The 25,936-nt window shown below is 68.5% G+C and carries 18 protein-coding genes; 12 read left to right on the top strand and 6 right to left on the bottom strand.

What is annotated here, in order from left to right; genetic code table 11:
• Positions 1-3: 3 nt before the first annotated feature.
• The 5 genes from astD (at position 4) to KU887_RS05990 (ending at position 6,495) form a co-directional block, all read left to right on the top strand.
• The gene (gene astD / locus KU887_RS05970) at positions 4-1,467 is read left to right on the top strand and encodes a succinylglutamate-semialdehyde dehydrogenase (protein WP_194131212.1); all 1,464 of its coding nucleotides are present in this window, start codon (positions 4-6) and stop codon (positions 1,465-1,467) included.
• A 14-nt stretch (positions 1,468-1,481) separates the two neighbouring features.
• Entirely contained in the window at positions 1,482-2,822 is a 1,341-nt protein-coding gene (astB, locus tag KU887_RS05975) for an N-succinylarginine dihydrolase (RefSeq protein WP_006488742.1), read from the top strand.
• A gap of 7 nt (positions 2,823-2,829) precedes the next feature.
• Positions 2,830-3,888 carry a succinylglutamate desuccinylase gene (astE, locus tag KU887_RS05980; RefSeq protein ID WP_258255550.1) on the top strand — a complete coding sequence of 353 codons (1,059 nt, stop codon included), beginning with the start codon at positions 2,830-2,832 and terminating at the stop codon, positions 3,886-3,888.
• A 355-nt stretch (positions 3,889-4,243) separates the two neighbouring features.
• Entirely contained in the window at positions 4,244-5,038 is a 795-nt protein-coding gene (locus KU887_RS05985) for an ABC transporter substrate-binding protein (RefSeq protein ID WP_006490898.1), read from the top strand.
• Between the two features lie 93 nt (positions 5,039-5,131).
• A protein-coding gene (locus KU887_RS05990) for an IS3-like element ISBcen10 family transposase (protein ID WP_258250486.1) occupies positions 5,132-6,495 on the top strand; the annotation gives its coding sequence in 2 pieces (ribosomal slippage) (positions 5,132-5,594 and positions 5,594-6,495; 1,365 coding nt in all).
• 86 nt (positions 6,496-6,581) lie between these two features.
• On the opposite strand, the gene KU887_RS05995 is transcribed toward KU887_RS05990, so the two are convergent.
• Both KU887_RS05995 and cdpA read right to left on the bottom strand, forming a co-directional pair.
• Complete coding sequence (locus KU887_RS05995) at positions 6,582-8,093, bottom strand: HDOD domain-containing protein (RefSeq protein WP_258255194.1); 1,512 nt, start codon at positions 8,091-8,093, stop codon at positions 6,582-6,584.
• A gap of 25 nt (positions 8,094-8,118) precedes the next feature.
• Positions 8,119-9,861 (bottom strand): cyclic di-GMP phosphodiesterase CdpA, encoded by a 1,743-nt coding sequence (gene cdpA, locus KU887_RS06000; RefSeq protein WP_012492445.1) that lies wholly within the window; start codon positions 9,859-9,861, stop codon positions 8,119-8,121.
• Between the two features lie 278 nt (positions 9,862-10,139).
• Here cdpA and KU887_RS06005 point away from each other — a divergent pair, with 278 nt between their 5' ends.
• Entirely contained in the window at positions 10,140-10,688 is a 549-nt protein-coding gene (locus tag KU887_RS06005; protein ID WP_006497688.1) for a peroxiredoxin, read from the top strand.
• 85 nt (positions 10,689-10,773) lie between these two features.
• Here the strand turns inward: KU887_RS06005 and KU887_RS06010 are convergent, their stop codons facing one another.
• Positions 10,774-11,403, bottom strand: a complete 630-nt coding sequence (locus KU887_RS06010; protein ID WP_034200810.1) for an SDR family oxidoreductase — start codon at positions 11,401-11,403, stop codon at positions 10,774-10,776.
• Positions 11,404-11,672: 269 nt separating this feature from the next.
• Between KU887_RS06010 and KU887_RS06015 the strand changes: the two genes are divergently transcribed.
• Positions 11,673-13,148, top strand: a complete 1,476-nt coding sequence (locus KU887_RS06015; RefSeq protein WP_111442403.1) for an NYN domain-containing protein — start codon at positions 11,673-11,675, stop codon at positions 13,146-13,148.
• Between the two features lie 100 nt (positions 13,149-13,248).
• Here KU887_RS06015 and KU887_RS06020 read toward each other — a convergent pair whose 3' ends face one another.
• Positions 13,249-13,632 carry a VOC family protein gene (locus KU887_RS06020; protein WP_006491250.1) on the bottom strand — a complete coding sequence of 128 codons (384 nt, stop codon included), beginning with the start codon at positions 13,630-13,632 and terminating at the stop codon, positions 13,249-13,251.
• A gap of 251 nt (positions 13,633-13,883) precedes the next feature.
• Between KU887_RS06020 and KU887_RS06025 the strand changes: the two genes are divergently transcribed.
• From KU887_RS06025 to KU887_RS06045, 5 genes are all read left to right on the top strand, one after another.
• Positions 13,884-14,324, top strand: a complete 441-nt coding sequence (locus KU887_RS06025; protein WP_258255195.1) for a (2Fe-2S)-binding protein — start codon at positions 13,884-13,886, stop codon at positions 14,322-14,324.
• Positions 14,308-16,512, top strand: coding sequence for a molybdopterin cofactor-binding domain-containing protein (locus tag KU887_RS06030; RefSeq protein WP_034200807.1), 2,205 nt, complete (start codon positions 14,308-14,310; stop codon positions 16,510-16,512). The genes KU887_RS06025 and KU887_RS06030 overlap by 17 nt, the downstream gene beginning before the upstream one ends.
• Before the next feature lie 88 nt (positions 16,513-16,600).
• The gene (locus KU887_RS06035; protein ID WP_006491251.1) at positions 16,601-17,689 is read left to right on the top strand and encodes a porin; all 1,089 of its coding nucleotides are present in this window, start codon (positions 16,601-16,603) and stop codon (positions 17,687-17,689) included.
• A gap of 31 nt (positions 17,690-17,720) precedes the next feature.
• On the top strand, positions 17,721-18,683 hold the full coding sequence (locus tag KU887_RS06040) for an AraC family transcriptional regulator (protein ID WP_048989224.1): 963 nt from the start codon (positions 17,721-17,723) through the stop codon (positions 18,681-18,683).
• Complete coding sequence (locus KU887_RS06045) at positions 18,661-19,356, top strand: helix-turn-helix domain-containing protein (RefSeq protein ID WP_034200805.1); 696 nt, start codon at positions 18,661-18,663, stop codon at positions 19,354-19,356. The genes KU887_RS06040 and KU887_RS06045 overlap by 23 nt, the downstream gene beginning before the upstream one ends.
• A gap of 151 nt (positions 19,357-19,507) precedes the next feature.
• Here KU887_RS06045 and KU887_RS06050 read toward each other — a convergent pair whose 3' ends face one another.
• The gene (locus KU887_RS06050) at positions 19,508-22,816 is read right to left on the bottom strand and encodes an efflux RND transporter permease subunit (RefSeq protein ID WP_006490735.1); all 3,309 of its coding nucleotides are present in this window, start codon (positions 22,814-22,816) and stop codon (positions 19,508-19,510) included.
• Positions 22,817-22,819: 3 nt separating this feature from the next.
• Positions 22,820-25,933: an MdtB/MuxB family multidrug efflux RND transporter permease subunit gene (locus tag KU887_RS06055; protein WP_258255197.1), complete on the bottom strand. Its 3,114-nt coding sequence runs from the start codon at positions 25,931-25,933 to the stop codon at positions 22,820-22,822.
• Positions 25,934-25,936 lie beyond the last annotated feature (3 nt).

A 25,936-nucleotide genomic window follows, 5' to 3' on the forward strand; every position in this document is an offset into this window, starting at 1 on the left:
ATCATGACGGAACTCTTCATCGACGGCGCCTGGGTCGCAGGCTCGGGCCCCGTCTTCGCTTCGCGCAACCCGGGCACCGACGCTGTGGCCTGGCAGGGCGACAGCGCATCGGCGGCCGACGTCGACCGTGCGGTCGCGAGCGCGCGCCGCGCGTTCGCCGGCTGGTCGGCGCTCGACTTCGAGGCACGCTGCGAAATCGTCAAGCGCTTCGCCGCGTTGCTCACCGAACGCAAGGAAGCGATCGCGACCGCGATCGGCCGCGAGACGGGCAAGCCGCTGTGGGAAGCGCGCACCGAAGTCGCATCGATGGCCGCGAAGGTCGGCATCTCGATCCAGGCGTATCAGGAGCGCACCGGCGAGAAGCGCCAGGACATGGCCGACGGCGTCGCGGTGCTGCGTCACCGCCCGCACGGCGTCGTCGCGGTGTTCGGCCCGTACAACTTCCCCGGCCACTTGCCGAACGGTCATATCGTGCCGGCGCTGATCGCCGGCAACACGGTCGTGTTCAAGCCGTCCGAACTTGCGCCGGGCGTCGCGCGCGCGACGGTCGAGGTGTGGCAGGCAGCCGGGTTGCCGCCCGGCGTGCTGAACCTCGTGCAGGGCGAGAAGGACACCGGCATCGCGCTCGCGAATCATCGGCAGATCGACGGGCTGTTCTTCACCGGCAGTTCGGACACCGGCACGCTGCTGCACAAGCAGTTCGGCGGCCGTCCGGAAATCGTGCTCGCGCTCGAGATGGGCGGCAACAACCCGCTCGTGATCGGCGAGGTCGAGGACGTCGACGCGGCCGTGCATCACACGATCCAGTCGGCGTTCCTGTCGGCTGGCCAGCGCTGCACGTGCGCACGCCGCATCTTCGTGCCGCAGGGCGCGTTCGGCGACCGCTTCCTCGCGCGTTTCGCCGACGTCACGTCGAAGATCACGGCCGACGTGTTCGACGCCGATCCGCAGCCGTTCATGGGCGCAGTGATCTCGGCCCGCGCGGCCGCGAAGCTGGTCGACGCGCAGTCGCGCCTCGTCGAGCGGGGCGCGAAGCCGATCATCGCGATGACGCAGCGCGATCCGCGCCTGGGCTTCGTGAACGCGGCGATCGTCGACGTGACGGGGGTCGCGAACCTGCCCGACGAAGAACATTTCGGCCCGCTCGCGCAGGTCGTCCGCTACACGACGCTCGACGACGCGATCGAGCGCGCGAACGACACGGCGTTCGGCCTGTCCGCCGGCCTGCTGGCCGACGACCCGAAGGTGTGGGAGCACTTCCGCCGCACGATCCGCGCCGGGATCGTCAACTGGAACCGCCCCACTAACGGCGCATCGTCCGCCGCGCCGTTCGGCGGCACGGGCCGCTCCGGCAACCATCGCCCGAGCGCGTACTACGCGGCCGACTATTGCGCGTATCCGATGGCGTCGGTGGAAAGCACGCAACTGACTTTGCCCGCGAGCCTGTCGCCGGGCCTGCATTTCTGATCGAGGGAACGACGATGAACGCACAAGAAGCCAATTTCGACGGGCTCGTCGGCCCGACCCACAACTACGCCGGGCTGTCGTTCGGCAACGTGGCGTCGCTGAACAACGAGAAGTCGGCCGCGAACCCGAAGGCCGCCGCGAAGCAGGGCCTGCGCAAGATGAAGCAGCTCGCGGATCTCGGTTTCGCGCAAGGCGTGCTGCCGCCGCAGGAGCGGCCGTCGCTGCGCCTGTTGCGCGAGCTCGGCTTCTCGGGCAAGGACGCGGACGTGATCGCGAAGGCCGCGAAGCAGGCGCCCGAACTGCTCGCCGCGGCGAGCTCGGCGTCGGCGATGTGGACCGCGAACGCGGCCACCGTCAGCCCGTCGGCGGACACCAGCGACGGCCGCGTGCACTTCACGCCGGCGAACCTGTGCAGCAAGCTGCATCGCGCGATCGAGCACGAAGCGACGCGCCGCACGCTGTCGACGCTGTTTGCGGACCCCGCGCACTTCGCGGTGCATGAAGCACTGACCGGCACGCCGGCGCTCGGCGACGAAGGCGCGGCGAACCACACGCGCTTCTGCGCCGAATACGGCAAGCCGGGCATCGAATTCTTCGTGTACGGCCGTGCCGAATACCGTCGCGGCCCCGAGCCGAAGCGTTTCCCGGCCCGCCAGACCTTCGAGGCGAGCCGCGCGGTCGCGCATCGCCACGGGCTCGCGGAGGAAGCGACGGTGTACGCACAGCAGGACCCGGACGTGATCGACGCGGGCGTGTTCCACAACGACGTGATCTCGGTCGGCAACCGCGACACGCTATTCACGCACGAACGCGCGTTCGTCAACAAGCAGGCGATCTACGACACGCTGACCGCCGCGCTCGACGCACGCGGTGCGCGCCTGAACGTGATCGAAGTGCCGGACGCGGCGGTGAGCGTGAACGACGCGGTGACGTCGTACCTGTTCAACAGCCAGCTGCTGTCGCGCGCGGACGGCTCGCAGGTACTCGTCGTGCCGCAGGAGTGCCGCGAGAACGCGAACGTCGCCGCCTATCTCGACCAGCTTGCCGCCGGCAACGGCCCGATTCACGACGTGCTCGTGTTCGACCTGCGCGAAAGCATGAAGAACGGCGGCGGCCCGGCGTGCCTGCGCCTGCGCGTCGTGCTGAACGAAGCGGAGCGCGCGGCCGTCACGTCGAACGTGTGGATCAACGACACGCTGTTCGCGTCGCTCGACGCGTGGATCGACAAGCACTATCGCGATCGCCTCGCACCGGAAGACCTCGCCGATCCGGCGCTGCTCGACGAATCGCGCACGGCGCTCGACGAGCTCACGCAGATCCTGCGCGTCGGTTCGCTGTATGACTTCCAGCGCTGAGGCACGGATGCCGGCCGCCGCGCTGCTCGACGACTTTCTCGCGTTCACGCTGGCCGGTGACGCGCCAGCCGAACGGGACGGCGCCTGCGCGGGCGGCGCGGTGCGCTGGCAATGGCTCGGCGACGGGCTGCTCGCGTTCGAACCGGCGGCGGCCGACGCCGCGGCGCGCGCGAGCGTGCTCGTGTCGGCCGGCGTGCATGGCGACGAGACGGCGCCGATCGAACTGCTGTCGATGCTGGTGCGCGATCTCGCCGCGGGTGCGCTGCCGCTCGCATGCCGGCTGCTCGTCGTGCTCGGCAACGTGCCGGCGATGCGCGCGGGCGAACGCTATCTCGACGACGACCTGAACCGCCTGTTCAGCGGCCGTCACGCGCAGGTGCCCGCGAGCCGCGAAGCGCCGCGCGCCGCGCAGCTCGAAGCGGCCGCGGCCGCGTTCTTCGCGGCGGCGCCGGCGGGCAGCGCACGCTGGCACATCGACATGCATACGGCGATTCGCGCATCGGTGTTCGAGCAGTTCGCGCTGCTGCCGCACACGGGCACGCCGCCGACGCGCGCGATGATCGAATGGCTCGGCGATGCACGCATCGCGGCCGTGCTGCTGCACACGGCGAAGGGCAATACGTATTCGCATTTCACGGCCGAGCATTGCGGCGCGCTCGCGTGCACGCTGGAACTCGGCAAGGTGCGGCCGTTCGGCCAGAACGACCTGGCGCGCTTCGCGCCGGCCGACCGCGCGGTGCGCAAGCTCGTGTCGGGTGGGCGGGCGGAAGTCGACGCCGGGGGCGGCCATCCGCGGGGCGGCCATCCGTCGCTGCCGCGCGTCTTCACGGTGATCGACCAGATCACGAAGCAGAGCGACGCGCTCGAGCTGTTCGTCGCGGCCGACGTCGCGAACTTCACCGCGTTCGCGCGCGGAACGGTGCTCGCGCAGGACGGCGACTACCGCTACACGGTGACGCACGACGAGGAACGGATCGTCTTTCCGAATCCGACCGTGAAGCCGGGCCTGCGCGCGGGCCTGCTCGTCGTCGATACGACACGCGACACGCTGGCCGCACTCGTCTGATCAGGGTGCGATCGGGCGGGCTGCGGCGACTCGCAGCCCGCGCATCGTCTCGCGGCCCATTCATTTTTTGCGATAACACCTGCCCGCCGCACGGCCGGCGCACGCGCCACGCTTGCGTATTTGCGACACCGTCTTGCAAGTTCGACGGGGCGCGCGGCGGCCGCCGGGCACGCAGCGCAGCATCGCGTCGCGCCGCCCGCTTTGCCATATCGGGCCGCGCGGATTGGTACAATCGCGGCCTTGCGGCTGTTGCGCCGCATCACGGCGCGGCAGCCGCATTGTCGTGGTCATCCGACCCTGCAATGATGCAAGCGCCCGTAGTTCCGGAACATTCGAGTATCGAGGAGAACACCAGATGAAGTTGGATTGGCGTAAAGTGGCCGCGCATGCGGTGGTGGCGGCATCGGCCGTGGCGGCAGGCAGCGCGTTTGCCGCGGATCTGAAGGAGATCCGGTTCGGCGTCGAGGCCTCGTACGCACCGTTCGAATACAAGACGCCCGACGGCAAGCTGACCGGCTTCGACATCGACATCGGCAACGCGGTGTGCGCGAAGCTGAAGACCAAGTGCGTGTGGGTCGAGAACGACTTCGACGGCCTGATCCCGGCGCTGCAGGCGCGCAAGTTCGACGCGATCAACTCGGACATGACGATCACCGACCAGCGCAAGCACGCGATCGCGTTCACCGATCCGATCTACACGATTCCGAACCAGCTGATCGCGAAGCAGGGCAGCGGCCTGCTGCCGACCCCGCAATCGCTGAAGGGCAAGCGCGTCGGCGTGCTGCAGGGCACGATCCAGGAAGCGTACGCGAAGAAGAAGTGGGCGCCGGCCGGCGTTGAAGTCGTGCCGTACCAGACGCAGGATCTGGCGTATGCCGACCTGAAGTCGGGCCGTCTCGACGCGACCTTCCAGGATTCGGAAGCCGGCTCGAAGGGCTTCCTGACGAAGCCGCAAGGCCAGGGTTTCGCGTTCGCGGGCGGCACGGTCAGCGACACCGAGATCCTCGGCTCGGGCGTCGGCTTCGGCCTGCGCAAGAACGACGCGGCGCTGAAGACGGCGCTCGATCAGGCGCTGAAGGAACTGAAGGCCGACGGCACGATCGACAACCTCGCGAAGAAGTATTTCAGCGTGCCCGTCACGCTCAAGTAAGCGTTGCGTTCGCGCGCATGCTGCAAAAAAACCGGCCGCTGATTGAACTGCACCCCAAAAGTTGGACTAGATCCAACCTTTGGGGTGTTTTTCATGACGAAGTACGACGAACGTTTTCGGCGTCGAGTGGTTCAGGCGTACCTGGCTGGAGAGGCCGGCACCAAGACACTTGCTCACCGTTACGGAGTGGGCAGGACGATGGTGCGACGTTGGGTGGCGAGCTATCGCGAGCATGGTGAACAGGGGCTGCGCAAGAAGCACAGCCACTACGACGCGCGATTCAAGTTGTCAGTCCTTCAGCGGATGCGGCGCGATGAGCTGTCGTATGCGCAGGTGGCAGCGCTATTCGGCATCCGCAATGAACGAAGCATCCCGATCTGGGAGCGTCTGTATCATGAGGGCGGTATAGATGCGTTGGCGCCTCGTCGCCGAGGGCGCCCCCCGAAAATGACCACCTCACCACCACCGAAATCCCTCGACGATACCGTGCAGAAAGAGCCGAGCCGCGAGGAACTGCTCAAGGAAATCGTGTATTTGCGCGCGGAGGTGGCATACCTAAAAAAGCTCGATGCGCTGCTGCAATCCAAGAAGCAGGCAGCGCCCAGGAAAAAGCGCAAATAGTGCGTGAGCTCAGGCAGTGTCATCCGGTAGCTGCGCTCCTGAAGGCGGCAGGCCTGGCGCGCAGCACGTTCTATTACCAGCTCAAGGCATTGGCTGCCGGCGATCGGTATGCGAATCTCAAAGCGAAGATCCAGACCGTATACGACCACCACAAGGGCCGTTACGGCTATCGGCGAATCACGGCGGCGATCCGGCAGACCGGAGATGCGATCAACCACAAGACCGTGCAACGGTTGATGGGACAGCTGCAATTGAAATCTCTGGTGCGCCCAAAGAGATATCGTTCCTGGCGAGGCGAAGTCGGCCGCGTTGCCCCGAATCTACTGCGGCGTCAGTTTGATGCTGAACGCCCGAATCAGAAGTGGGTGACCGACGTGACCGAATTCAATGTAGAGGGCCAAAAGCTCTATCTATCGCCGGTGATGGACTTGTACAACGGGGAGATCGTCGCTTACCAAATGGATGAGCGCCCGAGCTTCGAGTTGGTCAGCTGCATGTTGAAGAAGGCGTTGGCCAAGCTCGATGATGAAGGACGGCCGTTACTGCATTCGGATCAAGGCTGGCAGTATCAGATGCCCGCCTACCGTCGGCTGTTGAAGCAGCATGCGCTCACCCAGAGCATGTCGCGCAGAGGCAACTGCCTTGATAACGCAGCCATGGAGAGCTTCTTCGGCACGCTGAAATCCGAGTGCTATCGGCTGACGCGCTTTGCGAGCGTGGAGCAGTTGCGAGATGCGTTGAGCCGTTACATCCACTACTACAACCACGAACGCATCAAGCTGAAATTAAATGGGCTGAGTCCCGTGCAATACAGGACTCAGCCCTTGGCCGCTTAGCTTTTAACCGTCCAACTTCGTGGGGTCAGTTCAGATGCGGCCGGTTTGCTTTTGGGGAAGCGAAAACGCCGGAGGCGCGCCGGCCGTCAGCCGGCCGGCGCGGGAAAGAACCGCCCCAGTTCGCGCGCGAGTTCGTTGAGCACCGCCATCTCCTGCTGCGAGATCTTGCGCGCGGGTTGCGCGCCGGCCCAGTCGCCGTACAGCAGCGCGACGGTCGTCGTGCCGACCCGCACGGGCAGCAGCACGAACGCGCGCGTGTCGTCGAACGCGTCGAGATACCACGCGGGCAGGCGCTTCACCATCTTCGGCTCCTGCGCCTGCTCGATGAAGATGCCGACCGAGTTCGTGATCGCGAGATGAAACACGTCCGGCTCGAAGCGCTCGTCGAAGCGTAGCCGGTCGAGCGTCGTATCGACGCCGGGGCCGAAGCCGAGGCGCGCGGCGAACGTGCCGTCGTCGTGGCGCACGAACATCACGGTGCGCGTGAACGCGAGGCCGGCCAGCAGGCTTTCCGACGCGAGCGCGAGCACCGGCGTCAGCACGTGCTCGGACGGCAGCGCGCGCAGGTCGGCCAGGCCGGCTTCGAGGCAGGCCTCGGGTTCGGCCTGCGCGCGTGCGATCGCATCGGCGTTCGCACGCAGCTCGACGATCTCGCGCATCACGGTGTCGCTCGCTTCCTCGCGCGCGAGGCGCTCGGCGATCTCGACGAGCGCCTCGGATTCCATGTCCAGCTCGGCGCCGTAGTGCAGCGCGAGCGCCGCGATGCGCGCGTCGCGCTGCGGGCTGGCGGGCATGACGAGCGCGCCGGCGACGTCGGTCGAACAGCGACTGACCGCGCGCAGCCAGCGGATGCGCTCGGCCGGGCCGTCGTCGGCGGCCGGCTCCGGGTGGCGGGCGTCATCGTCTTCGTCGTCGAACGCGTCGGCGTGCGCCGCGTGATCGTCGTCGGCCATCCCGGCACGGATCACGTCGGGCAGCCGCCAGCGCGCGGCCGCCTCGAGGCCGATCTCGTCGAAGCCGACGCCGAGCACGTCGACGCAGGCCGCCGATTCGTCGCCGTTCAGCTCGGCCGCGCGGCGCCGGATGCGGTCCCACTCGCTGTCGAGATAGCAGACCACCAGCAGCTTGCCGACCTGGCGCATCAGCGTGCAGACGACGGCTTCCTCGCCCGAGCGCAGTTCGGCGCGCTCGGTGAGCTTGCGCGCGACGCAGCCGGACAGCAGCGCGCGGTTCAGCTCCAGCTTCGCGTCGATGCGCCGCGGCGTGCTCTGGTGGAAATGGTCGACGAGCTTCAGCCCGACCACGAGATGGCCGACGGCGTCCATGCCGAGCACCATCAGGGCGCGGGTCACGGTGGTGATGTTGCCGCCGAACGCCATGTACATCGCGGAGTTCGCGAGCCGCAACACTTTCTGCGTGAGCGCGAAGTCCGACAGCACGACGCGCACGAGCGCGGTGAAGTCGAGGTCGTCGTTCTTCATCGCGGCCATCGTCGCGCGCAGCGATTCCGACAGCAGCGGGAAATCGCCCCGTTCGTTCATCCGGGCCCACAGCTTGTCGAGCAGCGCGGTGCGGGGCAGGTATTCGGTGGTTGACATACGGATCTGTCCGGTTCGCCGCGCGTCAGGCGGCGGCGTGCAGGTGCAGCTGCTGCGCCTCGAAGCGCCGCGCGAGCTCCTCGGACGGCAGCGCCTGGCAGACGAGCCAGCCCTGGATGTGATTGCAGCCCATCTCCGTCAGCAGCTCGCGCTGCGCCTCGGTCTCGACGCCTTCGGCGACGAGCTCGAGATCCAGTGTCTGCGCGAGGCCGACCACCGCCGACACGATCGCGCGATCGTTGCGCGACGTCAGCAGGTTCTCGACGAAACTGCGGTCGATCTTCAGCTTCGCGAGCGGGAAGCGCTGCAGATAGGCGAGGCTCGAATAGCCGGTGCCGAAATCGTCGATCGCGAAGCGGATGCCGAGATCGGTCAGCTCCTCGAGCAGCACCTTCGCGTGCGCGGGGTCGTGCATCAGCAGGCTTTCGGTGATTTCGAGCACGATGCGGCGCGGGTCGATGCCCGTCAGCGCGATCGCCTCGCGCACGCTCTGCGTGAAGCGCGGATCGCGGAACTGCTGCGGCGACACGTTGACCGCCACGTATTGCAGCGCGAGCCCCTGGCCGTCCCAGGCGACGAGCTGCATGCACGCGGCCTTGAGCACCCAGTTGCCGAGGTAGTTGATCAGGCCGATCGATTCGGCGAGCGGGATGAAGGTGGCCGGCGGCACGAGGCCGTGCACCGGATGGCGCCAGCGGATCAGCGCCTCGACGCCGACCACCGCGCCCGACTGGCTGCGCGTGATCGGCTGGAAATGGAGCGAAAACTCGCCGTTGCGCACGCCGTCGTACAGGTCGGCTTCGAGCTTGAGGCGTTCGGCGTCGGCCGGATCGTCGACGGGCGCATGGAACGCGAGCGCGTTGCCGCCCGACGCCTTCGCCTGCGAGAGCGCGTGGTCGGCGCGGCGCAGCAGCGGGCTGTGGTGCTGTGCCCGATGCGGCGCGGCACGTTCGTCGGGGTAGAGCGCGATGCCGATGCTCGCGGACAGGTGCACGGTCTGCCCGTGGTACACGTAGGGCTCGCGCACCGCGGCCTGCAGCCGGCGCGCGAGCGCGTCGGCGGCCTGGCTCGCCTGCGCGCGGTCCGGTGCGTTCAGCACGACCGCGAACTTGTCGCTCGCGACGCGCGCGAGCCGTTCGTTCGGCGTGACGAGCGCCTTCAGCCGCTGCGCGGTCTCGCGCAGCAGCGTGTCGCCCGCGTCGTAGCCGAGCGCGCGGTTGATCCGCTGGTAGTCGTCGAGGTCGAGCAGCAGCAGCGCCGCGCAGGTGCCGTGCTCGTCGGCGGTCTGCTGCGCGCGCATCAGCGCCGGCACGAGCGCGGACAGGTTGTCGAGGCCCGTCATCGGGTCGTGGTGCATTTCGTACGTGAGGCGTGCCTCGAGCGCGCGCCACGACGACACGTCGAACGCCGCGATCGCGAAGCCGTCGACGCCGTGGTGGCGGCTCTTGAACGCGCGGATCTCGACGTCCAGCGGGTAGGTGAGCGACTTGACGATGCACATCGTCGCCTTCTCGACCTGGCCGGAACGGGCGGCGCGTGCAAGCAACCCTTCGAGCGCCGGGGTATCCTGTTCGGCGATCAGGTCGCGCAGCGTCAGCGTGTGCAGGTAGTCGCGGTGGTAGCCGATGAAGCGCAGGCTGGCGTCGGACACATACAGAAAGCGCAGCTCGCGGTCGACATGGGCGAGGAAATCCACCGTGCCGACCGTCTGTTCCAGCCAGTTGCGCACGGAATCGTCGCGGCGCGGCGCGACGGCGCGCGCGGGCATCAGCGCGCCGCCCGACCGAGCGAAGCGGCGCAGCGTATGCAAGGCGCTGCGCCAGGAGCCCTTGCGTGACGTCTGTTTCCTGTTGGCTTCCATGTTTCTCGCTGACGTGAAGGGCTGGAACCGGTTGTCCGGAAGGAATAACGGCAGACTGTCAGAAATCTTTAACGGGCCGGCCGCGCGCGGGGCTGTCGCGGTCCGGATCAACGAGGCAGGTGTTCGTCAGGCGAACGCCTGAGGGGCCTGCATCGAGGCTGACTTTATAAGAAATGAGGACGCAGATGAAGCGAAAACTGTTGCTGGGCGCCATGGCGGCGCTGATGGCCGGCCATGCGCTGCTGGCGCAGGCGGAACTGAAGCCGGGCGCCGCGGCGCCCGATTTCACGACGCAGGCGTCGCTGGGCGGCAAGACTTACACGTACTCGCTCGCGGACGCGCTGAAGCAGGGGCCGGTCGTGCTGTATTTCTATCCGGCGGCGTTCACGAAGGGTTGCACGATCGAGGCGCATGCGTTCGCGGACGCGGTCGACCGTTACAAGGCTTACGGCGCGACGGTGATCGGCGTGTCGGCCGACAACATCGACACGCTGACGAAGTTCTCGGTGAGCGAGTGCCGGAGCAAATTCCCGGTCGCGGCCGACCCGGACGCGAAGATCATCCGCGAATACGACGCGAAGCTGCCGGCGCTCGACCGGGCGAACCGCGTGTCCTACGTGATTTCGCCGGAAGGGAAGATTCTCTACGAATACACGAGCCTGTCGCCCGACAAGCATGTCGAGAACACGCTTGCCGCCGTGAAGGCGTGGGCCGACGCGCATCCGAAGCAGTAAGCGGCTGCCCCGCGCATGAAAACGGCCCGTCGTGCGGGCCGCGGGCACGGGCATGCGCCGCCTGCCGGCGGCGCGCAACGGGCCGTCATGCGCGCAACGCCTGCTCGATCGGCACGCTGCCGCCGACGAAGCCGACGATCTTGCGCGAAATGCCGAGCTTGATCGCCTCGATCGCGGCCCATGCCACGTCCTGGCGCGACACGGGCGGCGCGGGATCGAGCCACGTATCGGTCAGCGCGATCTTGCCGACGCCCGGATCGTCGGTGAGCGGGCCCGGGCGCAGGATCACGTAGTCGACGCCCGATGCGATCACGCGGTCGTCGCCTTCGCGCTTCATCTGCGAATAGTGGTGCAGCGCGTCCGGCCCCTGCTCGGGCCGGTACGCGGACAGCGAGCTGACCACCACGAGCTTCTGTGCGTTGTAGGCGAGCGCGTAGTCGGCCGCGCGGGCCACCGCGTCGCGGTCGACCTGCTCCTCTTCGGTCGCGCCGTCCGATTCGGCCGAGCCGGCCGCGTAGATCACGTGCGTGATGCCCTGGAAAGCGTGCGAGAAATCGTTCGTCAGATCGGCCTCGACGACCCGTGCGCCCGCCAGCGCATAGCCGTGCCGGCGCACGAGCGCCGTGACCTCGAACTCCGGCTGCTTGAGCAGCAGATCCGCGCAGGCCTGGCCCGTCCGGCCGGTCGCGCCAATCAGCAGTACCTTCGTCGTCATGAAACCGCTCCTTGCTCGATGCGTCATCCATCCAGATAGGGACGGACGACCGATAACTCAAGTGTAATGTCGAATTGACCCGGCGGCGGGCGCGTAATAAGGGGCATACCGGCAGTCGGGCGTACCGGCTCCCGGCGCACCGGCATGCGCGGCCGGCGGTCATTCATTCACATGGATGCGGGAATGACGCGCCGACCGGCTATCATGTGCGCGATGCATTTTTCGCCGCCACGTGTGAATAACGCGGCGGCCCACCGGTTGGAGTACACATGGCATTACCCCTGGACAACGTCAGCATGGCCGTGTTCTGCGACTTCGAGAACGTCGCGCTCGGCGTGCGCGACGCGAAGTACGAGAAATTCGACATCAAGCCCGTGCTGGAGCGCCTGCTGCTCAAAGGCAGCATCGTCGTGAAGAAGGCCTATTGCGACTGGGATCGCTACAAGGGCTTCAAGGCGTCGATGCACGAAGCGAGCTTCGAGCTGATCGAGATTCCGCACGTGCGCCAGTCGGGCAAGAATTCGGCTGACATCCGGCTCGTCGTGGACGCGCTCGACCTCTGCTACACGAAGTCGCACGTCGATACGTTCGTGATCATCAGCGGCGATTCGGATTTTTCGCCGCTCGTGTCGAAGCTGCGCGAGAACGCGAAGAAGGTGATCGGCGTCGGCGTGAAGAAATCGACGTCGGACCTGCTGGTCGCGAACTGCGACGAATTCATCTTCTACGACGATCTGGTGCGCGAGCAGCAGCGTGCGCTCGCGAAGCGCGAACAGCAGCAGCGCGCGGGCAACGGCGGCGCGAAGCGGCCGGACGAGCCGTCGCGCAAGCACGACATGGACGCGCGCAAGGCCGAGGCGATCGCGCTGGCGGTCGAGACCTTCGACGCGCTCGCGTCGGAGCGCGACGACGTCGGCAAGATCTGGGCGTCGGTGCTCAAGAGCGCGATCAAGCGCCGCAAGCCGGATTTCAACGAGTCGTATTACGGGTTCCGCGCGTTCGGCAACCTGCTGGACGAGGCGCAGGCGCGCGGCCTGCTCGAAGTGGGGCGCGACGACAAGTCGGGCGCGTTCGTGTCGCGGGCCCGCCAGTCGGCGGCCGCCGAGCACGTTGCGGCGGGTGGTGAGGGCGGCGCGGCGCACCACGGCGGCCACCATGGCACACGGGCGGCGGAGCCGGTACCGGCCGGCCGCGAGGCGCGCCGTCGCGGGCAGCGGGCGGAATCGGTCGTTCACGAAAGCGTGCAGGTCGAGGCGGAAGACGCGGAACTTGCCGAGGTCGCCGACGCGGCGCCGGCCGACACGCCCGAGACGCCCGAAGCACCCGCGGTGGCCGACGCGCACGGCGACGCGAAGGATGGGCGCAAGCGTGCGCGCAAGAGCGCGGCGAAGAAGACCGGCGCGAAGAAGGGCGCGGCCGCGAAGGCCGCCGGTCGCCACGCGGCCGGCAAGGCGGACACCGCCGCGCAGGGCGACACGCCGCATGGCGGCGATGCGCACGCGCACGGCCAGCATGCGGACGAACCGCATCGCGACGCGGCGCATGACGAGCGGCACGCCGAGCCGGCGCCTCGCGCTTCCGGCGCTCGGGACGACGCCGCGCAACCGTCGCACGGCGTGGCGTCGGTCGAAGCAACCGTCGACGCGACTCCCGAAGCACCGGCCGCCGCGAAGCCGAAGAAGCCGGCCCGCAAGGCGGCGCCGCGCGCGCGTCGTCCGCGCAAGACGACGGCCGCCGCCGAGTAACGGCAGCCGGCGGCAGCCGGGGCAGTCGTCCGGGTTTCGTCCGCAACCGGGCGAGACCCGCGCCGCGCCGTCCGGGCCGGCGCCATGCCGGCCTGTCGCGCTAGCCGTTCAGCACGTACGGCTGCGTCATCACTTCGAGGAAGTGACCGTCCGGGTCGTCGAAGTAGACGCCGCGTCCGCCGTTGTGGCGGTAGATGTCACCGGCTTGCCGCTTCGCCGGATCGGCCCAGTGCGGCAAGCCGCGTTCGCGAAGGCGCGCGAGCACGCGATCGAAGCCGGCCTCGTCGATCAGGAACGCGTAATGCTGCGATCGGATCTCCCCCGCCTGTTCGTAAAAATCGAGCGACACGCGATTGTCGAGCGCGACGACCAGCATCGCGCCGAACGGCGTTGGCGGCGGCAATTCCAGCAGTTCGGTGAGGAAGCGGCTCGACGCATGCTTGTCGCGGCACCAGACGATCGTGTGGTTGAGCTGGACGTTCATGGCGGGTTCCCGGGAAGGGGACGGCGGTGGGCATGGACACACGATAGCCGATCGCGGCCCGTCCGCAAGCCGGGGCCGCGGCGAACCGGGCGGCACGCGCCATTCGTCGGCTGAAACGATCTGGACGAACGGCTACTTTTTCGGGAGCAAAGGTCATTGGCGCCGCTTTTTGCGCCGCCAAGAATTCCTGTCAAGCCATCGCCGTCATCCGCCGGATGACGAACGGGCGATGCGCAACAGGGAGACAGACGATGCGCTTCATGCTGAACGGCCAGCCGTTCGATTTCGACGGCGATCCCGATACGCCGCTCCTGTGGGTCATTCGCGACTCGGCCAGACTGACGGGCACCAAATACGGCTGCGGCATCGGCGCGTGCGGCGCCTGCACCGTGCATCTCGACGGCGAAGCCGCGCGCGCGTGCGTGCTGCCGGCGGCGAGCGTCGCGGGCCGCGCGATCACGACGATCGAAGGGCTGTCGCACGACCGCTCGCATCCGGTGCAGCGCGCGTGGATCGAGAAGGACGTGCCGCAATGCGGCTATTGCCAGTCGGGGATGGTGATGGCGACGGCCGCGCTGCTTGCGCGCCACCGCAAGCCGATCGACGCGCAGATCGACGCGGCCGTCACGAACCTGTGCCGCTGCGCGACCTATCAACGCATTCGCGAGGCGATCCATGTCGCGGCCGGCTGACGCGGTGCGGGCGCAGCCCGTGCCGAACGCGGCGCGACGCGTGTTCCTGAAGGGCGGCGTCGCGCTGGCGGGCAGCCTGCTGCTGCCGCTGGCATTCGGCGACGTCGTGCAGGCGGCCGGCGACGGCGCGCGCTTTCGCGAGATCAACGACTGGGTTCGCGTCGACGCGGACGGCCGGACGATCATCGGCTTGTCGCAGGCGGAAGTCGGGCAGGGCGTCCATACCGGGCTGCCGCAGGTGCTGGCCGACGAGATGGATGCCGACTGGCGCAGCGTGACGGTCGAGTTCGTCACGGGACGCGACGCGTACCGGATCGATGCCGCGAACGAGGCGCCGCAGCAATTCGTCGGCGCATCGATGTCGGCGACGATGTTCTACATGCGGTTGCGGATCGCGGGGGCGCAGGCGCGCTCGGCGTTCCTGCGGGCCGGCGCCGCGCGGCTCGGCGTGCGCGACACGCAGTGCGTGACGCGCGACGGCCGCGTCATCCATCCGCCGAGCGGGCGTTCGCTGTCGTACGGCGCGCTCGTCGACGACGCGGCCAGGCTGCCGCACGATCCGCAGCCGCGCCTGAAACCGGCTTCCGCGCACACGCTGATCGGCCGTCCGCTGCACAAGCTCGACGTGCCCGCGAAGGTCGACGGCAGCGCGATCTTCGGCATCGACGTGCAGGTGCCCGACATGCTGGTCGGCGCGCTGACGATGGCGCCGACGCTGAACGGCAAGCCGAGCGCGGTGAAGAACCGCGACGCATTGCGCGCGATGCCGGGCGTGGCGGACGTCGTGGTCGCGAAGGACGCGGTGATCGTCGTCGCGCAGACCTACTGGCAGGCGAAGAAGGCGTGCGACGCGGCGGACATCGTGTGGGACGCGGGCCCGACGCCGGCATTCGACAGCACGACGATCCTCGCGCAGCGCAAGGGCGCGCTGCAGGCGGAGCACGCGGTGGTCGCGACGCAGGTCGGCGAGCCCGGGCGCCATCTCGCCGAGTCCGGCAACGTCGTCGAAGCCGACTACCACACGCCGTACATCGCTCACGCGACGATGGAGCCCGTCAATGCGACCGTGCACGTGCGGGCCGGCGAGATCGAGGTCTGGGGGCCGATCCAGGGGCAGGACAAGGTGCGCTGGACGCTGTCGGCGCTGTTCGGCGTGCCGGCCGAGCGCGTGATCGTCAACACGACGTTTCTCGGCGGCAGCTTCGGCCGCAAGTACGTGCCCGATTTCGTCGTGCATGCGGCCGTCGCGTCGAAGGCGGTCGGGCGGCCCGTGAAGGTGATCCGCTCGCGCGAGGACGACATCCGTCACGGCTTCTACCGGCCGTGCGCGTCCGCGCGGTTTCGCGCGGCGCTCGGCCGCGACGGCCTGCCGGTCGCGCTGCATGCGCGCGTCGCCGGCCATTCGCTGTATGCGGCGATCAAGCGCGACCGCTACGACAAGGCGGGCGGCTGGGACGAGACGATGCTCGACGGCCTGTACGACCTTTGCTACGACGTGCCGAACCTGCTGGTCGATTCCGTCACGGTGATGCAGCCGATCCCGGTCAGCTTCATGCGCAGCGTCGGCAGCACGTCGACCGTGTTCTTCCTCGAAAGCTTCGTGAACGAGCTCGCGCATACGGTGCGGGCCGACCCGGTGCAATACCGGCGCGCGTTGCTGAAGCACGATGCGCTCGCGCTGCGCGTGCTCGATGCGACGGCCGCGCGCGCGAACTGGTTCGGCCGCGCGCCGGCCGGCCTGTCGCGCGGGGTCGCGTATTCGCTGTACACCGGGCGCGGCGGCGCGTTCAGCACGTACGTCGCGGCGGTCGCCGAGGTGCGCGTGACGCGCGGCAACGTGAAGCTCGAGCGGATCGTGTGCGGGATCGACTGCGGCCGCGCGATCAATCCGCTGCTGATTCGCGAGATGGTCGAGGGCGGCGTCGGCTTTGCGCTCACCAACACGTTCAGGAGCGAAATCACGTTCGAGCACGGCGCGGTCGTGCAGCGCAATTTCGCCGACTATCCGCTGCTTGGCCTGGCCGCGATGCCGAAGATCGAGGTGGTGATCGTCGACAGCGACCGCGATCCGCAGGGCTGCGGCGAGGTCGCGTTGCCGCCCGTCGCGCCGGCGGTGGCGGATGCGATCTGGCGCGCGACCGGCGAGCGGCCGCGTTCGATGCCGTTCGATACGCCGCTCGCGACCTGAACGACCCGATATCCCCCACCGGCCGGCGGCGCCCCGCGCGTCGCCGGTCAATATCAAGCATAACTACACGATTGGTCTGGAGACTTCGATGAAAACCTTTCGCACGGCCGCGACGGCCGTCTCGTTCGCGGCCGCCGCCGCATCGCCGGGCGCGCAGGCGCAGGGCAGCGTGACGCTGTACGGCATCGTCGACACCGGCGTGCAGTACTACAACCATGCGGCCGGCGGCGGCGCGGTCGCCGGCATGCCGTCGCTGACCGGCGAAGTGCCGTCGCGCTTCGGGTTGCGCGGCGTCGAGGCGCTCGGCGGCGGCTACCGCACGTTCTTCGTGCTCGAAAACGGCTTCGCGCTGAACTCGGGCGCGCTGAACTACGGCGGCCGCCTGTTCGGCCGGCAGGCGAACGTCGGCATCGATTCGCCGTACGGCACGCTCACGCTCGGGCGGCAGATGAACATGTCGATGCTCGTGCTGCTCAACGCCGACGTGATCGGCCCGTCGATTCATTCGATGGCGAGCTTCGACAGCTATCTGCCGAACGCGCGCAGCGACAGCGCGATCGGCTATCTCGGCCACTTCGGCGGCGTGACGCTCGGCGGTACGTACAGCACCGGGCGCGATGCGGCGGGCCCGGCCGGCCCGTCGGCCACGAACTGCGCGGGCAACGTGCCGGGCGACCCCGTCGCCTGCCGGCAATACACGATGATGGTCGCGTACGACGCGCCGCAGTTCGGCGTGGCCGCATCGTACGACGTGATGCACGGCGGCACGGGCGCGTCGGCGCCGCTGTCGAGCCCAGGCTATACGGACACGCGCACGATCGTCGATGCGTACGTCAAGCTCGGCATCGCGAAGCTCGGCGCGGGCTGGATCCGCCGCAACACGGCGGCCGCGGCCCACAGCCAGTCGGACCTCTTTTTCGCGGGCGGCACGGTCTACGCGACGCCGGCGCTATCATTCGACGCACAGGCCGTGCGCTATCTGCTGCGCGGCCGCTACGACTCGAACCTGTTCGTCGGGCGCGCGAATTACAGCCTGTCGAAGCGCACGCTGGTCTATACGTCCGTCGGTTACATGACGAACAGCGCGTTCGGCACGTCGGCGGTGGCGGCAGGCGGCACGGTCGGCACCGGCCGCAACCAGGTCGGCGCGATGGCGGGCATCCAGCAGCGCTTCTGACGCGGCGGCGCGCTCCACGGAGACTTCGACGATGACGACCGATCTTCTCAGCGACGTGCTGACCGACCTGCGGGCCGATGCGGTCGTCACCGGACGCTTCACGCTGAGCGCGCCGTGGGCGATCCGCAAGCCGGCCGTCGCGGGCGCGCCGTTTCGCACCTGCTCGGGCAGCCCGTTCTTCCTGGCGGTCGCGGGCGCCGCGCCCGTGCACGTCGAGCCGGGCGACTTCGTGCTGCTGCCGCACGGCGACGAGCACGTGATGGCGTCGTCGCTCGACGTGCCGCCCGTGCCGTTCGACACGCTGATGGCCGACAAGGGCATCCGGCCGCGCTTCGATACGCCGCTCGAGTTCGTCGCGGGCGGCGGCGGCGCGACCAGCGAGCTCTATACGGGGATCGTCGTGTATCGCGACATCGTGCGCAGCCCGCTGTTCTCGGTGTTGCCGACGCTGATCCACGTGCGCGCCAACGATGCGGCCGTCGCGCCGTGGCTCGCGAGCACGCTGCAGAGCTTCATCCAGGAATCGATGGCGTGCCAGCCGGGCTGGGCGGTCGCCGCGACGCGCCTGGCCGACGTGCTGTTCGTGCAGCTGCTGCGCGCGCATCTGCAATCGTCGGCGAATCACACGGGCTGGCTGCGTGGCCTCACCGATCCGCAGATCGGCCGCGCGATGGCGCTGATGCATCGCGACCCGCGGCGCAACTGGCAGCTCGCGAGCCTCGCGGCCGAGGCCGGCATGTCGCGTTCGCGCTTTTGCGCGCATTTCGCCGAACTCGTCGGCGAGACGCCGATCGGTCATCTGACCGCCTACCGGATGTATCTGGCGAGCGGCGAGCTCGCGAACGGCAAGCTGCGCCTGATCGAGATCGCCGAGCGGGTCGGCTACACGTCGGAGAAGGCGTTCGCGCGCGCGTTCCATCGCTGGTCGGGGATGGCGCCGCGCCGCTATGCGCGCAACGCACGGGACCTGTATGACCTTGCACGACATGGATGACCGCGCGTTGCGCCATCGGGTGCCGGCGCTCGCGCGCGGGCTCGCGATTCTCGAAGCGGTCGCGGCCGGGCCGTCGCTCCCGACCGCCGCGGACCTGGCGACGCGGCTCGACGTGCCGCGCAACTCGATCGCGCGGTTGCTGAGGACGCTGGTCCGGCATGCGTTTCTGGTCGTCGATCCGCACGGCCGCTATCGGCCGGGGCCGGCCGCCGCGCGGGTCGCGGCCGCGTATCTCGGCGCGCGGCCGGAGGTCGCGCACGCGCAGCCGGTGCTGGACGCGTTGTGTGCGCGCAGCGGGCTCGCCGCGCAGTTGCTCGGGCGGGATGGCGCGGAAGTCGTCGTGCTCGCGCAGGCGGCGCCCGACGGGGCCGCGTGCCTCGTCACGCGCGTCGGCGCGCGGTTCGCGGGGCGGATAGAGGACGCTGCGGACGACCAAAGCGACGCGGCCGACACGGGTGGTCGGCCCGTCCGGCGGTTTGGCCGGCAACGCGCGTCGTGGCAGGAGGCTGGCATCGTCGCGATGCCGGTGGATGCGGGCGGGGCGCTCGCGATCGGCGTCGCGCTCGATGTGCCGGGCGACGCACGATGGCGGCGGATACCGGCAATGATCGACGACGCGGCCCGGCGCCTGGCGGACGCGCTGGCCGATCCGGCCGAGGCCGAGCGCCGCTGAGCGCCGTCGGCCGTCGTCGCGGCCCACCGGCGTGGATGCCGGCTGCGCGCGACCTTCGCGGCGGCGCGGGCCGACGGCCGGAGCGGGGCGGTACGACATGCCCCGCCCCGTTCGCGTCCGGCCGCTCGTCGCTACTCGCCGCTACTTGCCGTTACTCGCCGGCGACGGCCGGCCCGCCGGTATTGCCGCGGCGGTTGCGGCGCTTCTCGGCCCATACGCGGAACCGGTCCATGTACAGGTAGACGACCGGCGTCGTATAGAGCGTCAGCACCTGCGACATGACCAGGCCGCCGGCGATCGCGATCCCGAGCGGCGCGCGCAATTCGGCGCCGTCGCCGTTGCCGAATGCGAGCGGCAGCGCGCCGAGCAGCGCCGCCATCGTCGTCATCATGATCGGGCGAAAGCGCAGCAGGCACGCCTCGTGGATCGCGTCGAACGACGACTTCCCTTGGTTGCGCGTCTGGTCGATCGCGAAGTCGACCATCATGATCGCGTTCTTCTTCACGATGCCGATCAGCAGGATCACGCCGATCAGCGCGATGATGCTGAACTCGGTCTTGAACAGCAGCAGCGCGAGCAGCGCGCCGACGCCGGCCGACGGCAGCGTCGACAGGATCGTGATCGGATGGATGTAGCTCTCGTACAGGATCCCGAGCACGATGTAGACGGCCAGCAGCGCGGCGAGGATCAGGATCGGCTGATCGTTCATCGACTGCTGGAACGCCTGCGCGGTGCCCTGGAAGCTGCCGACGATCGTCGGCGGAACCCCGACCTGCGCCATCGTCTGGTAGATCACCTGCGTCGCCTGCGACAGCGACACGCCCGGCGGCAGGTTGAACGAGATCGTCGTCGCGACGAACAGCCCCTGGTGGTTGACCGACAGCGGCGTCGTGCTCGGCCCGAAGGTCGCGATCGCCGACAGCGGGATCATCGTCGACTTCGACGTCGACACCGACGCGCCCGACGACGCGCTCGACTTGCCGCTCGCCGCGATCGAGTTGAGCGCCTGGTTGCGCGCGGAGTCGGACGCGATCGCCGCGGCGCTTTGCGCGGCCGTGCCGGCGCTCGACGTGCCGGCCGAGGTCGCGACGAAGGTGCCGGCGGCCGCGTTGGTGGTCTGCGAGCCGTTCGCGCTGCCGCCCGACGTGCTGATCCACACCTGGTTCAGCATCTCCGGGCTCTGCCAGTATTTCGGCGCGACTTCCATCACGACGTGGTACTGGTTCAGCGGGTTGTAGATCGTCGAGACCTGGCGCTGGCCGAACGCGTCGTACAGCGTGTTGTCGATCTGCGCGGGCTTGATGCCGAACCGTGCGGCCGTCGCGCGGTCGATCGTCACCATGGCCTCCATGCCGCCTTGCTGCTGGTCGGAGTTCACGTCGGTCAGCTCGGGGCGCTTCTGCAGCGCCTCGGTCAGCAGCGGCCCCCACTTGTACAGGTCGGCGGTCGAATCGCCGAGCAGCGTGAACTGGTACTGCGCGTTGCTCTGCCGGCCGCCGACGCGAATGTCCTGCGCGGCCTGCAGGAACGTGCTCGCGCCGGCCACGTCCGCCAGCCGCGGGCGCAGCTGCTGGATCACCTGGTCGGCCGACAGCTTGCGCTCGGTGCGGTCCTTCAGCGTGACGAACATGAAGCCGGAGTTGGTTTGCGTGCCGCCGGTGAAGCCCGCGACGCTCTTCACGTTCGGGTTGGCCTGCACGATCCGCATCATCTCGGAGAACTTCAGCTTCATCGCCTGGAACGACGTGGACTGGTCGGCCCGAATGCCGCCGATCATCAGCCCGGTGTCCTGCTGCGGGAAGAAGCCCTTCGGCACGACGACGTACAGGTACACGTTCAGCCCGATCGTCGCGAACAGCGTCAGCAGGATCAGGAGCGGCCGGCGCAGCGCCCACGACAGCGAGCGCTCGTAGCCGCGCTGCAGGCGCGCGAAACCGCGTTCGAGGAAACGCCCGAAGCGGCCCTCGCTTTGCGGGTCGTGCTGTTCGGGCAGCAGGCGCGCGCACATCATCGGCGTGACCGTGAGCGACACCGCGAGCGACACGGCGATCGCGAGCGACAGCGTCAGCGCGAACTCGCGGAACAACCGCCCGACGATTCCGCCCATCAGCAGGATCGGCAGGAACACCGCGACGAGCGAGATGCTCATCGACAGCACCGTGAAGCCGACTTCGCGCGCGCCGTCGAACGCGGCCTGCATCCGCGGCTTGCCGTTCTCGATGTGCCGCGAGATGTTCTCGAGCACGACGATCGCATCGTCGACGACGAAGCCGGTCGCGACGATCAGCGCCATCAGCGACAGGTTGTCGATCGAGAAGCCGAGCAGGTACATCGCGCCGAACGTGCCGATGATCGAGATCGGCACCGCGACGCTCGGGATCAGCGTCGCGCGCCAGTTGCGCAGGAACAGGAACACGACCATCACGACGAGGCTGACCGCGATCAGTAGCGTATGCTCGGTGTCCTTCAGCGATGCGCGGATGGTGGTCGAGCGGTCGAGCACCGGCGTGACCGTGATGTCGGCCGGCAGCGACGCGGTGAGCTGCGGCAGCGCCGCGCGCACGCGGTCGATCGTGTCGATGATGTTCGCGCCGGGCGAGCGATAGAGGATCACGAGCACCGCGCGCTTGCCGTTCGACAGGCCGAGGTTGCGCAGATCCTCGACCGAATCGACGACGTCCGACAGGTCGGACAGCCGCACGGCCGAGCCGTTGCGGTAGGCGACGACGAGGTCGCGGTATTGCGACGCCTGGGACGCCTGGTCGTTCGTGTAGAGCTGGTAGTGCTGCGGGCCGAATTCGATCGCGCCCTTCGGCGCGTTGGCGTTCGCGGACGCCAGCGCCGCGCGCACGTCCTCGAGGCCGATCCCGTAGTGGAACAGCGACTGCGGTTCGAGCTCGACGCGCACGGCCGGGTTCGCGGAGCCGCTCACGGTGACCTGGCCGATCCCGTCGATCTGCGACAGCGACTGCTGCAGCACCGTGGACGCGGCGTCGTACAGCTTCGCGGGCGACGACGTCTCCGACGTCAGCGACACGATCATGATCGGCGAATCGGCCGGGTTGACCTTGCGGTACGTCGGGTTGCTCTTCAGCGCGGCGGGCAGGTCGGCGCGCGCCGCGTTGATCGCGGCCTGCACGTCGCGCGCGGCGCCGTCGATGTCGCGGTTCAGGCCGAACTGCAGGATGATCCGCGCATTGCCGACCGTGCTCGTCGACGTCATTTCGGAGACGTCCGCGATCGAGCCGAGGTGCCGCTCGAGCGGGCTCGTCACGCTGGTCGCGACCGTTTCCGGGCTCGCGCCCGGCAGCGACGCCTGCACCGAGATCGTCGGGAAGTCCACCTGCGGCAGCGGCGACACCGGCAGCTTGATGAACGCGAACAGGCCCGCGAGCGCGACGCCGAGCGCGAGCAGCGTCGTCGCGACGGGGCGGGTGATGAAGGGGCGCGACAGGTTCATCGGTTACGCATCCGTGCGCGTGCCGGCCTGGGGGCCGTGCCGTTCGAACCAGCCGCGCACGCGGCGCGCGAGCGAATCGAAGCCGAGGTAGATCACGGGCGTCGTGAACAGCGTCAGCACCTGCGACACGATCAGGCCGCCGGCGATCGCGATCCCGAGCGGCTGGCGCAGCTCGGAGCCCGCGCCGGAGCCGACGATCAGCGGCACCGCGCCGAGCAGCGCGGCGAGCGTCGTCATCAGGATCGGCCGGAAGCGCAGCAGGCAGGCCTGGTAGATCGCCTCGCGCGGCGGCTTGCCTTCGACGCGTTCGGCCTCGAGCGCGAAGTCGATCATCATGATCGCGTTCTTCTTCACGATGCCGATCAGCAGCACGATGCCGATGATCCCGATGATGTCGAGGTCGTGCCCGGTGATCATCAGCGCGAGCAGCGCGCCGACGCCGGCCGACGGCAGCGTCGACAGGATCGTGATCGGGTGGATGTAGCTCTCGTACAGCACGCCAAGCACGATGTACATCGTGACGACCGCCGCGAGGATCAGGAACAGCTGGTTCGACAGCGACGCCTGGAACGCGAGCGCCGCGCCCTGGAAGCGCGTCTGGAACGAGCCGGGCAGGCCGATGTCCTTCTCGGCGGCCTCGATCGCCTTGACCGCTTCGCCGAGCGACGCGCCCGGTGCGAGGTTGAACGAGATCGTCGTCGACGGGAACTGCGATAGGTGCGCGACCAGCAGCGGCGACGGCCGCTCGTGGAACGACGCGATCGACGACAGCGGCACCTGGCCGCCGCCGGCCGACGGCAGGTAGATGTCGTTCAGCGATTGCGCGTAGTGCTGCTCCTTCGGCTCCGATTCGAGAATCACGCGGTACTGGTTCGACTGCGTGAAGATCGTCGACACGATGCGCTGGCCGAACGCGTCGTACAGCGCGTTGTCGACGGTCGCCGGCGTGATGCCGAAGCGCGCGGCGCTCGGGCGGTCGATCTCGATGTACACCGACTGGCCGTTGCTCTGCAGGTCGGTCGCGACGTCGGCGAGCGACGGCTCCTGCTGCAGCCGCGCGACGAGTTTCGGCACCCAGGTCGCGAATTCTTCCGAGTTGGGGCTCGTCAGCATGAACTGGTACTGCGTCGGGCTGACCGTCGAGTCGATCGTCAGGTCCTGCACCGGCTGCATGAACAGCGAGATGCCGGTGATGTTCGACACGCGCTGCTGCAGGTCGCGGATGATCTGCGCGGCGGTTTCGGTGCGTTCGTCGCGGGCCTTCAGGTTGATCAGCATCCGGCCGCTGTTCAGCGTGATGTTGCTGCCGTCGACGCCGATGAACGACGTGAGGCTGTCGACGTTCGGATCCTTCAGGATTGCGGCCGCGAGCGCCTGCTGGCGTTCGGCCATCGCGCCGTACGAGATCGACTGCGGCGCCTGCGTGATCGCCTGGATCACGCCGGTGTCCTGCGCGGGGAAGAAGCCCTTCGGCACGAACACATAGAGCAGGGCGGTCAGCCCGAGCGTCAGCAGCGCGACGACGAGCGTCGAGCGCTGGCGGTTCAGCACCCATTCGAGCGCGACCGCGTAGCGCGCGATCACCCAGTCGATTGCCCGGTGCACGCGCGCCTCGAAGCGGTGGCTCTCCGGCGGCGGCGAATGGCGCAGCAGCTTCGCGCACATCATCGGCACGAGCGTGAGCGACACGATCGCCGAGATCACGATCGTCACCGCGAGCGTGATCGCGAATTCGTGGAAGAGGCGCCCGACCACGTCGCCCATGAACAGCAGCGGGATCAGCACCGCGATCAGCGAGACCGTCAGCGAGATGATCGTGAAGCCGATCTGCCGCGAGCCCTTCAGCGCGGCCTCGAGTCCCGATTCGCCTTCCTCGACGTAGCGCGCGATGTTCTCGATCATCACGATCGCATCGTCGACGACGAAGCCGGTCGCGATGGTGAGCGCCATCAGCGACAGGTTGTTCAGCGAGAAGCCGGCCATGTACATCACCGCGAGCGTGCCGATCAGCGACAGCGGCACCGACAGGCTCGGGATGATCGTCGCGTAGACGTTCGCGAGGAACAGGTACATCACCAGCACGACCAGCGCGACCGCGAGCAGCAGCTCGAACTGCACGTCGCGCACGGCCGCGCGGATCATCGTCGTGCGATCGGTGACGATCTCGACGTCGAGCGCGGCCGGCAGCGTTTCCTGCAGCTTCGGCAACTGCGCCTTGATCGCGTCGACGGTCGCGATCACGTTCGCGCCCGGCTGGCGCTGCACGTTCAGGATGATCGCCGGGTCCGCATTCACCCACGCGCCGAGCTTGGTGTTCTCCGAGCCGGCGACGACCGTCGCGACGTCGGTCAGCATCACCGGGCGGCCGTTCTTGTACGCGACGACCGCGCTGTTGTACTGGTCGGCGCTCGTCAGCTGGTCGTTCGCGTTGATCGTGTACGCGCGCGTCGGGCCGTCGAAGTTGCCCTTCGGCGTGTTGACGTTCAGGTTCGAGATCGTCGTGCGCAGGTCGTCGAGGTTCATCCCGTACTGCGCGAGCGCGGTCGGGTTCGCCTGGATCCGCACGGCCGGGCGGTTGCCGCCCGACAGGCTGACGAGGCCGACGCCGGCGATCTGCGAGATCTTCATCGCGAGGCGCGTGTCGGCCAGGTCCTGCACCTGCGTGAGCGGCAGCGTCTTCGACTTGACGGCGAGCGTCAGCACCGGTGCATCGGCCGGGTTCACCTTCGCGTAGATCGGCGGAGCCGGCAGGTCGGACGGCAGCAGGTTGCCGGCCGCGTTGATCGCGGCCTGCACTTCCTGTTCGGCGATGTCGAGCGGCAGGTCGAGCGAGAACTGCAGCGTGATCACCGACGCACCGGCGGAGCTTTGCGACGACATCTGGTTCAGCGACGGCATCTGCCCGAACTGGCGTTCGAGCGGCGCGGTGACCGACGACGTCATTACCTCCGGGCTCGCGCCCGGGTAGAAGGTCTGGACCTGGATCGTCGGGTAGTCGACCTCGGGCAGCGCGGCGAGCGGCAGAAAGCGCAGCGCGACGAGGCCGGCCAGCATGATCGCCGCCATCAGGAGGGCGGTGCCGACCGGCCGGAGAATGAAGAGGCGGGATGGATTCATCGA

The sequence above is a fragment of the Burkholderia sp. EMB26 genome (assembly GCF_024730645.1).
Taxonomy (GTDB): Bacteria; Pseudomonadota; Gammaproteobacteria; order Burkholderiales; family Burkholderiaceae; genus Burkholderia; species Burkholderia cenocepacia.

Bases quoted from the DNA above. Each gene is read 5' to 3' on its own strand.
- KU887_RS06005 (WP_006497688.1), top strand. From the start codon at position 10,140: ATGAAGCGAAAACTGTTGCTGGGCGCCATGGCGGCGCTGATGGCCGGC.
- KU887_RS06055 (WP_258255197.1), bottom strand. From the start codon at position 25,933: ATGAATCCATCCCGCCTCTTCATTCTCCGGCCGGTCGGCACCGCCCTC.
- KU887_RS06015 (WP_111442403.1), top strand. From the start codon at position 11,673: ATGGCATTACCCCTGGACAACGTCAGCATGGCCGTGTTCTGCGACTTC.
- KU887_RS06045 (WP_034200805.1), top strand. From the start codon at position 18,661: ATGACCTTGCACGACATGGATGACCGCGCGTTGCGCCATCGGGTGCCG.
- KU887_RS05985 (WP_006490898.1), top strand. From the start codon at position 4,244: ATGAAGTTGGATTGGCGTAAAGTGGCCGCGCATGCGGTGGTGGCGGCA.
- KU887_RS06025 (WP_258255195.1), top strand. From the start codon at position 13,884: ATGCGCTTCATGCTGAACGGCCAGCCGTTCGATTTCGACGGCGATCCC.
- KU887_RS06040 (WP_048989224.1), top strand. From the start codon at position 17,721: ATGACGACCGATCTTCTCAGCGACGTGCTGACCGACCTGCGGGCCGAT.
- astD (WP_194131212.1), top strand. From the start codon at position 4: ATGACGGAACTCTTCATCGACGGCGCCTGGGTCGCAGGCTCGGGCCCC.
- astB (WP_006488742.1), top strand. From the start codon at position 1,482: ATGAACGCACAAGAAGCCAATTTCGACGGGCTCGTCGGCCCGACCCAC.
- KU887_RS06010 (WP_034200810.1), bottom strand. From the start codon at position 11,403: ATGACGACGAAGGTACTGCTGATTGGCGCGACCGGCCGGACGGGCCAG.
- KU887_RS06050 (WP_006490735.1), bottom strand. From the start codon at position 22,816: ATGAACCTGTCGCGCCCCTTCATCACCCGCCCCGTCGCGACGACGCTG.
- KU887_RS06030 (WP_034200807.1), top strand. From the start codon at position 14,308: ATGTCGCGGCCGGCTGACGCGGTGCGGGCGCAGCCCGTGCCGAACGCG.
- astE (WP_258255550.1), top strand. From the start codon at position 2,830: ATGCCGGCCGCCGCGCTGCTCGACGACTTTCTCGCGTTCACGCTGGCC.
- KU887_RS05995 (WP_258255194.1), bottom strand. From the start codon at position 8,093: ATGTCAACCACCGAATACCTGCCCCGCACCGCGCTGCTCGACAAGCTG.
- cdpA (WP_012492445.1), bottom strand. From the start codon at position 9,861: ATGCCCGCGCGCGCCGTCGCGCCGCGCCGCGACGATTCCGTGCGCAAC.
- KU887_RS06035 (WP_006491251.1), top strand. From the start codon at position 16,601: ATGAAAACCTTTCGCACGGCCGCGACGGCCGTCTCGTTCGCGGCCGCC.
- KU887_RS06020 (WP_006491250.1), bottom strand. From the start codon at position 13,632: ATGAACGTCCAGCTCAACCACACGATCGTCTGGTGCCGCGACAAGCAT.